The sequence below is a fragment of the Adlercreutzia shanghongiae genome, from assembly GCF_035830635.1.
Classification (GTDB): domain Bacteria; phylum Actinomycetota; class Coriobacteriia; order Coriobacteriales; family Eggerthellaceae; genus Adlercreutzia; species Adlercreutzia shanghongiae.
Genome location: NZ_JAYMFI010000040.1, coordinates 1 through 8,843, shown reverse-complemented (window position 1 = coordinate 8,843; position 8,843 = coordinate 1). Strand labels below are relative to the sequence as shown.

Here is an 8,843-nt window from a genome sequence, read left to right as displayed (position 1 = left end):
CCGCAAACCATACAAAAGTATGGTCTTCTCCGTGGAAAAGGGAGTTGAGGGCAGTTCTGTATGGTTTGAAGGAAGAAAACTGTACTTTTGCATAGTTTGCGCCGGGGGAGTTGCGAGGAGGAGAAGCGAAGTGGGGGAGCGCTGTCGCCGTCCGTGGATAGTTCGTGGACGGGCGCTTGCTATTCGCGCGGTCAAGCCGTATTATTAGCAATTGCTGTTTTCGCCGCACTGTGCGAGCAGTGCTTGCGTATAGAGAATGAAAGTACAAGAAGGAGTTCCATTTCATGGCAGTCAAGATTCGCCTCGCTCGCCACGGCGCCAAGAAGCGCCCGTACTACCGCATCGTCGTCGCCGACTCCCGCGCCCCGCGCGATGGTCGCTTCATCGAGGAGGTGGGCCGCTACAATCCCTGCGTCCACCCGCACAAGATTGAGTTCGACATGGAGAAGGTCGATCGCTGGCTGGCCAACGGCGCTCAGCCGACCGAGCGCGTCGAGCTGCTGCTGAAGGCCGCTCGCGAGAACGCCTAGCGCCATGGCCGATCTCACGGAAGACCTCGCCGGGCTTACCGATGCCATCGTTCGTCCCCTCGTTGACGAGGCCGACGAGCTGGACATCACGGCCAGCGAGACCGAGGACGGCAACATCATCGTGGAAATCCGCGTGAACCCCGAGGACGCCGGCAAGGTCATCGGCCGTCAGGGTCGCGTCATCAAGGCCATCCGCACCCTCGCCCGCGCCGCCGCTTCGCGCTCGGGCAAGTTGGTCGATGTGGAGCTTATCGACTAAATGCGCGGCTGGGTTTCCATCGCCTATCTGGCGAAACCGAAGAATTTGAATGGAGGGCTCGTCGCACGAGGTGCGTCGGGCCTTCCGTTTGTGCTTTATCCGGGCCTGAGGTTGGCCGTCGTGCCGCCTCAGCTCGATGCGCCGCGCACGCTCACCGTTCGCGAGGCCTCAGAGCGCGCCGACAACGAGGCGCTCGTCTTCTTCGAAGAGATCGCCGACCTTTCCGCTGCCGAGCTTCTGGCCGGCTGCGAGCTTCTGGCCCGCGAGGACGAGGTGGATTTGTCGGTTTTGGAAGATGCCGAAGAGCTGCCCGCCTGGGAGGGCTGGGAAGTGCACGATGGCGCCGCGGGGCTGGTGGGCGAGGTTGCGGAAGTGGCCGAGCGCGCCACTCAGCCGCTGCTCACGGTGCGCCGCCCCGAAGGGGGAGAGGCGCTCATCCCGCTTGTGGACGAGTTCATCGTCGCCATCGACGAAGGCGCGCGCCGCATCGATGTGGCGCTTCCCGCCGGTCTGCTCGATCTGTAGCCGAGGCGCCATGCTCATCGAAACGCTCTCCACGTTCCCCCATATGTACGACTCGGTCATGGGCGAGTCCATGATGAAGCGCGCCCAGGAAAAGGGCATCTTGGAGTTTCGCGCCCACGACCTGCGCGACTGGACCCACGACCGCCACCGCACCACCGACGACGACCCCTACGGCGGCGGCGCCGGCCTCGTCATGAAGTGCGAGCCCATCTTCGAAGCCGTCGAAGATATTCTGGGGACCGACGAACACCGCCCTCAAATCGTTTTCCTCGCCCCCCAGGGCCGCCCCTTCGACGACGCCTACGCCACCGAGCTCGCTGCCGCCGACCACCTTCTGTTCATCTGCGGCCACTACGAGGGCATCGACGAGCGCGTCTACACCTTGGCCGACCACGTTATCTCGCTGGGCGATTACGTGCTCACCTCGGGCGAGCTCGCCTCCATGGTGGTCATCGACGCCGTGGTGCGCAAGCTGCCCGGCGTGCTCGGCGCCGCCGACGGCCCCATCGACGAGTCCTTCACCAGCGGCCTTCTGGAATATCCCCAGTACACGCGCCCTGCGAACTTCCGCGGCATGGAGGTGCCCGAGGTGCTGACGAGCGGCAACCACGCGCTCATCGCCCGTTGGCGGCGCGAGCAGTCGCTGGCCCGCACGGCGCGCCTGCGCCCCGACCTGCTCGCCGCCTTCGCGGCCGCCGGACAGCTCACCCCCGCTGACCAGAAATTTTTGAAGTTGCTGGAACCTGCGTCAGCAGGGGACGTTGAAGGGGTATCATAACCTTTCCACCAGTTTGAGAACGCACCGTAGGGAAGGGGCACTGCCGAGATGTACGACCATGGCTACGGAGTCGATCCTTACGCCTATCAGCCCCCGGCCCGCCCCTCGCGCACGGCGGGTTTCCTGCGCACGGTGCTCTCGGTGCTCGTGCTTATCGTGCTCGTGGTTTTGCTGTCGTGGGGCCTGCGCACCTTCGTCTTCCAGGCCTACGAGATTCCCTCGGGCTCTATGGAAGAAACCATCATGCCCGGTGACATGGTGTTCTCCGAGAAGATCACCTATTACGGCAGCGATCCGGCCCCCGGCGATATCGTCACCTTCGAAGACCCCGACCCGGAGCATTCCGGCCGCATTCTCATCAAGCGCGTCATCGCCACCGGCGGCCAAACGGTCGATCTGCAGGACGGCCGCGTGTACGTGGACGGCCAGCTGCAAGACGAGCCCTACACCCGCGGCGAGCCGTCGTTCCCGCTCACGCCCTACTACGGGCTTACCATCGACTATCCCTACACCGTCCCCGAGGGCGGCTTGTGGGTGATGGGCGACAACCGCACCAATTCCCAAGACTCCCGTTACTTCGGCGCCATCAAGAAGTCGAGCGTCACGGGCAAGGCGATTTTCATCTACTGGCCGCTGACCGACGTCGGTCCGCTGTAAACCGAGCAAAGGAGACCCATGGCACAGGTAACCGCCGCCGGGGAGGCGCAGCTGCCCCCCACTTTCCAAGACGTCATCATGAACCTGCAGCGCTACTGGGCGTCTGTGGGCTGCGTGGTGCTGCAGCCCTACGACAACGAGGTGGGCGCCGGCACCAACGCCCCGGCCACCACGCTGCGCTCGCTGGGTCCCGACACCTGGCGCACCTGCTACGTGCAGGGCTGCCGCCGTCCCACCGACGGCCGCTACGGCGAGAACCCCAACCGCGGGCAGTTCTACTACCAGTTCCAGGTGCTCATCAAGCCCTCGCCGGACAACATCCAGGATTTGTACCTGGGCAGCCTTGAGGCCATCGGCATCGATGTGGCGGCCCACGATGTGCGCTTCGTGGAAGACGACTGGGAAAGCCCCACGCTCGGCGCCTGGGGTCTGGGCTGGGAGATCTGGATCGACGGCATGGAAGTGACCCAGTTCACCTACTTCCAGCAGGTGGGCGGCTTCGAGTGCAACCCGGTGCCGGTGGAAATCGCCTACGGCCTGGAGCGTCTCACCATGTTCGTCCAGGGCGTCGATAACATGTACGACATCGTGTGGGCCCGCGGCGACGACGGCGTCGTGTTCACCTACGGCGACGTGTATCTGGAAAACGAGCGCCAGTACTCCGCCTACAACTTCGAGGTGGCCGACACCGAGTTTCTGTTCCAGGAGTTCGCCGACCGCGAGGTGGAGTGCCTGCGCACCCTGAAGGCCGGGCTGCCGCTGCCCGCCTACGATTCCGTGCTGAAGTGCTGCCACGCCTTCAACCTGCTCGATGCCCGCGGCGTCATCTCGGCCACCGAGCGCATGGCCTACATCCTGCGCGTGCGCACGCTCGCCAAGGCGTGCTGCGCCTCGTACATGAAGAACGTGGTGGGGGTCGATATGGACATGGCCGAGCTGGACGACCTGCTCGCCGAGGTGCCCGACCCGCGCGAGAAGGCCGCAGAGGAGACGGCGCCCAACCTCGTGCCCATGCATCCCGAGCCGGCCGCTCCCTGCGCCGGCGCGGCTGCTGCCGCCGACCATTCGGAGCGCGCCTTCGATTTCGTGACCATTGCCGAGACGACCGACGAGGAGGCCTAAGATGGCAGATAAGAAGACCCTTGCCTTCGAAATCGGCACTGAGGAGATTCCCGCCTTCGATTTGAAGCGCGCCACCGAGCAGCTGGCCGAGCTCATGCCCGCGGCGCTCGATGCCGTGCGCATTCCCCATGGCGACGTGGCCATCTACACCACCCCGCGCCGCCTGATCGCCATCGTGGCCGATGTGGCCGCCTCTACCGAGGCGCTGGAGGAAGTGTTCCGCGGCCCCGCCGCCAAGATCGCCTTCGATGCGGACGGCAACCCCACCAAGGCCGCCATCGGCTTCGCCCGCGGCAAAGGGCTCGATGTGGACGCGCTGGAGCGTCGCGACGAGAACGGCACCGAGTACGTGTACGCCGTGCGCCAGGTGGCCGCCCGCGATGTGGCCGAGCTTCTGCCCGAGGTGCTGCGCGGCGTGATTGACGCCATCAGCTGGCCGAAGTCCTGCCGCTGGGGCACCACTTCCGAGATGTTCTCGCGCCCGGTGCGCTGGATGGTGGCCCTGCTCGGCGACCGCGTGGTTCCCGTGGAGTACGCGGGCCTGGTGGCCGGAAACACCACCTGCGGCCATCGCTTCTTGGCCCCCGGCCCCCACACGGTGCCCACAGCCGACGACTTGGTGTCGGTGGTGGAGGGCGCCTACGTGGTGCCGACCCAGGAGGGGCGCGAGGCGGTCATCCGCGAGGGCGTCGCCCGCATCGAGGCCGAGACGGGCTGCACGGCCGAGCTGCCGCCCAAGACGCTCACCGAGGTGATCAACCTTTCCGAATACCCCACGCCCATGATGGGCGCTTTCGACGAGGAATTCCTCAAGGTCCCCGAGGAGATCATCGTCGATGCCATGCTCATGCATCAGCGCTATTTCCCGCTCTACGATGCGCAGGGCAAGCTCACCAACAAGTTCATCATCGTGTCCAACGGCGACCCGGCCCATGCGGCCACCATCGTCGATGGCAACGAGCGCGTGGTGGCCGCCCGCCTCTACGACGCGAAGTTCTTCTACGACGAGGACTTGAAGAAGCCGCTGGTCGATTTCGTCGACCGCCTGGACGAGGTCGTCTTCCAGGAGGCGCTCGGCACCATGCGCGACAAGACCGCCCGCGTGGTGAAGCTCTCGGCCCGCATCACCGTGGCCGCCGGCATCGAGCAGGAGGCCATGCGCGATATCGCCCGCGCCGCCTATCTGGCCAAGGCCGACCTGGTGACGAGCGCCGTTATCGAGTTCACGAGCGTCCAGGGCATCATGGGCAGCTACTACGCCACGGCCGCCGGCGAGCCCGAGCGCGTGGCCCGCGCCATCGCCGAGCACTACATGCCGCGCTTCTCCGGCGACGCCATCCCCACCGACATCATCGGCCAGGTGGTGGCCCTTTCCGACAAGCTGGACACCATCTGCGGCCTGTTCGCCGTGGGCCAAGCGCCCACCGGCTCTTCCGACCCCTTCGCTCTGCGCCGCGCCGCCTTGGGCGTGCTGGCCATCCTCGAGGAGACGGGGCTGCCCATAAGCCTGGTGGAGACCATCGACGGGGCGCTCATCATCTACCGCGAGGCGGGCCTTGAATTCGACAACGCCACGGTGCGCCAGGAGATCATCGACTTCTTCATCACCCGCGAGAAGGTGGCCCTGCGCGACGCCGGCGTGAAGGCCGACACCATCGACGCAGTGCTTGCCTGCGGCATCGAAGAGCCCGTGATGCTCGCTCGCCGCGCCCGCGCCCTGGAGGCCGCGCGCAGCGAGAACCCCCAGGTCTTCGACGACTTGGCCACGGCCTTCGCCCGCGCGAACAACCTGCGCGAGATCGGTCTGGGCACGGGCTACAAGAAGGCCGAGCTTACCGAGGTGGAGCTGTCTTTGGCCGAGGCTGTCGCCGCCGCCGAGACCGCCGTGGCCGAGGCGTTGGCCGACGACCGCTACGCCGACGCGCTCGTGGCCCTGGCGGGCCTGCGCGCGCCCGTGGACGAGTTCTTCGACACCACCATGGTCATGGACGAGGACCCCGAGGTGCGCGCCAACCGCCTGAAGCTTTTGAACCGCTTCGCCAACACCTTCGCCCACGTGGCCGACTTCTCCCAGATGGCGAAGAAGTAATGCTGTTCCGTTCGCCTTGTGCGGCGAGCGGGGCTTTTGATGCTGAGGTTCCGGCGGCACGGTCGGAACCTCGCTTACGTTCTCGGGCAAACCAGTGAGGATGATCTGAATGCACAATAGAACGCCGGCCGAGCGCGCGGCTCGCGTGCCCACCATCCATATCGTTTCCGATTCCATCGGCGAGACGGCCCAGGTGGTGGCCCGCGCCGCCGCGGCCCAGTTCGGCGTCACCAACCCGCATCTGGAAATCTTCTCGAAGGTGAAGAGCTTCGAGGAGGTGCGCGACTACCTGCTCGAGCACGTGCGGCATCGCGAGAGCGTGCTGGGCGACGATTGCATGCTGGTCATGTACACGCTGGTGAACTCCGAGATTCGCGAGCCTTTGCAGGGCTTTCTGGAAGAGCACCCCAGCATCATCGCTGTGGACGTGCTCACCGCAGCGGTGAACGCCGTCTCGGAAGTCAGCGGCATGGACCCGGTGGGCAAACCGGGCATGCTGCGCGTGGTGGACCGCAACTACTTCAAGCGTATCGGCGCCATCGAGTTCACCATCGCCCACGACGACGGTCGCGCGCCCGAGGACCTCACCAAGGCCGACATCGTGCTTCTGGGCGTATCGCGCTCGTCGAAGACGCCGCTTTCCATCTACCTGGCCCAGCAGGGGTACCGCGTGGCCAATGTGCCCCTGGACCCGACCACCGAGCCGCCCGAGCAGATCTTCGACGTTGATCGCACGCGCCTGTTCGGCCTTATGATCACCCCTGAGGTGCTGCTCGATATCCGCCGCAAGCGCCTGAAGAAGGCCGCGGGCAAAAACGGAGGCGGCCAGTTCACCATGCTCGCGCAGAACTACGCCGATCCCGAGTACATCTATCGCGACCTGGAGGCCAGCCGCGCGCTGATGCGCCGCCTCGGCTGCATCGTGGTGCACACCGAGGGCCGCGCGGTGGAGGAAACCGCCCAGGAGATCCTCCGCTACTACGAACGCAGCCACCCCTCCACCACCGACATCATCGACTAGCCCCGCCCGCGCCTCCGCGAGCCCGAGCGCTCCCGCAGTGGCCGGAAGCGCCCCCGTTCCCGCCCACGCATGCTGCCCGCGGGCGGAAGCGCCCGCGTTCCCGCCCCGCGAGCCGCTGGGCCCTGCCCCATGCCCGGAAGCGCCCCCGTTCCCGCCCCGCGAGCCGACGTCGCCCCCGCAGTGGGCGGAAGCGCCCGCGTTCCCGCCCCGCGCGCCGCTGGGCCCTGCCCCATGCCCGGAAGTGCCCCCGTTCCCGCCCCGCGAGCCGACGTCGCCCCCGCAGTGGGCGGAAGCGCCCGCGTTCCCGCCCCGTCAAGCCCCCGCGCTACGCCCATGGTCGGAAGCGCCCGCGTTCCCGCCCCGCGAGCCGCTGGGCCCTGCCCCATGCCCGGAAGCGCCCCCGTTCCCGCCCAGACGTGAAACGGCAAGCAAGGGCGCTTAACCGCGCCCCTCCCTCTTTTCCCTGGCCCAATCGAGGTTGATCCAGTCGCTGAGCGTTCGGGAGGTCGAGAAAAGCTCCGCCTGCCTGTTCCGGTAATTAACGCTGCGAGTTCTTCGCCTCGTCCCAGCTCTTCGCGCGATTTCGCTCGCCACGTCCTCCATGGGCTTTATTTGCGCTAGCTGCGATGTCGTCACCGTGATAACCGTGTACCCATCTGCCTCAAGCGCCATTCGCTTTTTCGCATCACGGGTAACCTGAGCGGGGGAGAGGTGCTCTGAGTTCGAATCGTATTCGACGGCCACGCGGGCTTCGTCCCAAAGAAGGTCAGGCACTACCGTGGATCTTTCGGCGATGGACGCAGCGCGTTTGCTCAGCTTGATTGCCTTGTTGGCGACGCATCGCGTGAGGCCGAAGCCGCCGAGTCTTCCAGGGAGGGTGAGGGCCATGTTGAGAAACACCTCGGGGGGTGACGCGGCTCCTTCCTTCAAGAACGCTGTGGCTCGGCGAAGATTCTCTACTCCGCGATGCCCGGCGCACGCTTCGACGAACGCGCCAATACTCTCCTTCGTAGCTAAGGGTTTCCGCTGGCCAAGGCCCGATTTGCGCGATGGGTCTATGACGAACGCGCCGCAAAGAGCGCTTCCGAGCATGATGAGCTCGGGCATGGATGCAGTTCGGGCGACTTCCAGAAGGCACAGCTCGGGCGAAGGGATGAAGAGCCCGTGGTCGAGGCAATGGAAGGAGTGCTCGGGTAATGCGCGCTGGGTGGTGCGCACTTCGATTCCGAGCTTCGGCCCGCCCCTCCATTCCGCTGCCGATAACTGGTAGGGAGGTGGCACTTGCGGCAGCTTCTCCTTGAGAAACGAGAGGGCGACGTCTTCGCGTATCGACTTGGGAAGAAGCCCGTTGTTGGAGAGATTGGCTAATGCGGGCTTGTGGTAGGCGGTAAGCCAGACGGGTATAGCGCTGCGGCCGTACAAAACAAAGCGCATGGCGATTCTCCTTTCGTAAGAGGCGAACACTTTAAGGGCCGCGGAGCGTATCGGCAACCGCCCCAGATTCGCTCTAATGTCGCATTTGGGGGAAAGAAGTGCGATAAAACAGCTCGAGATTTTGTCGACCTGGGTTTTTGTTCGCGTGCGTTGCCTGATTTCGGGGAAAGAGACCTTTTTCCTGTGGATAACTCCATGTAGCAAGCTGTTGGAAAAGCATCGAGAATTGAAGGGTATATGAAGAATTGTTGACGCAGAAGGTTAGCTTCGGCTTGAAAAAAGGTGTCGAAGATGGCTGCGCTTCGAAAAGCTCCGGTGTGGCTCGGAGGGCGGGGGCGTGGGGCGTGGGCGGGGCGGCGACGTGGGGCGGGAACGGGGCGGCGACGTGGGGCGGGAACGCGGACGCTCCCGCCGAGCGGTGCGGCCGG

The 8,843-nt window shown here is 65.4% G+C and carries 9 protein-coding genes; 8 read left to right on the top strand and 1 reads right to left on the bottom strand.

All coding sequences use genetic code 11. The annotated features are described in order from the left end of the window. Window positions 1-284 precede the first annotated feature (284 nt). The 8 genes from rpsP to VJ923_RS11980 all read left to right on the top strand — a co-directional run bounded on the left by rpsP (window position 285) and on the right by VJ923_RS11980 (window position 6,981). Complete coding sequence (gene rpsP, locus VJ923_RS12015) at window positions 285-530, top strand: 30S ribosomal protein S16 (protein ID WP_326441811.1); 246 nt, start codon at window positions 285-287, stop codon at window positions 528-530. Window positions 531-534: 4 nt separating this feature from the next. Further along, window positions 535-789, top strand: coding sequence for a KH domain-containing protein (locus VJ923_RS12010; RefSeq protein WP_326441810.1), 255 nt, complete (start codon window positions 535-537; stop codon window positions 787-789). Further along, window positions 790-1,314, top strand: coding sequence for a ribosome maturation factor RimM (locus tag VJ923_RS12005; RefSeq protein ID WP_326441808.1), 525 nt, complete (start codon window positions 790-792; stop codon window positions 1,312-1,314). A 10-nt stretch (window positions 1,315-1,324) separates the two neighbouring features. Continuing rightward, on the top strand, window positions 1,325-2,092 hold the full coding sequence (trmD, locus tag VJ923_RS12000) for a tRNA (guanosine(37)-N1)-methyltransferase TrmD (RefSeq protein WP_326441806.1): 768 nt from the start codon (window positions 1,325-1,327) through the stop codon (window positions 2,090-2,092). A gap of 48 nt (window positions 2,093-2,140) precedes the next feature. Beyond that, window positions 2,141-2,749, top strand: coding sequence for a signal peptidase I (gene lepB, locus VJ923_RS11995; RefSeq protein WP_326441804.1), 609 nt, complete (start codon window positions 2,141-2,143; stop codon window positions 2,747-2,749). An 18-nt stretch (window positions 2,750-2,767) separates the two neighbouring features. Beyond that, window positions 2,768-3,871, top strand: coding sequence for a glycine--tRNA ligase subunit alpha (locus VJ923_RS11990; protein WP_326441802.1), 1,104 nt, complete (start codon window positions 2,768-2,770; stop codon window positions 3,869-3,871). A gap of 1 nt (window position 3,872) precedes the next feature. Next, window positions 3,873-5,960: a glycine--tRNA ligase subunit beta gene (gene glyS / locus VJ923_RS11985; RefSeq protein ID WP_326441800.1), complete on the top strand. Its 2,088-nt coding sequence runs from the start codon at window positions 3,873-3,875 to the stop codon at window positions 5,958-5,960. Between the two features lie 109 nt (window positions 5,961-6,069). After that, window positions 6,070-6,981, top strand: a complete 912-nt coding sequence (locus VJ923_RS11980; RefSeq protein ID WP_326441797.1) for a pyruvate, water dikinase regulatory protein — start codon at window positions 6,070-6,072, stop codon at window positions 6,979-6,981. 438 nt (window positions 6,982-7,419) lie between these two features. Here VJ923_RS11980 and VJ923_RS11975 read toward each other — a convergent pair whose 3' ends face one another. Beyond that, window positions 7,420-8,415, bottom strand: coding sequence for a hypothetical protein (locus tag VJ923_RS11975; RefSeq protein ID WP_326441795.1), 996 nt, complete (start codon window positions 8,413-8,415; stop codon window positions 7,420-7,422). Between the last annotated feature and the right edge of the window lie 428 nt (window positions 8,416-8,843).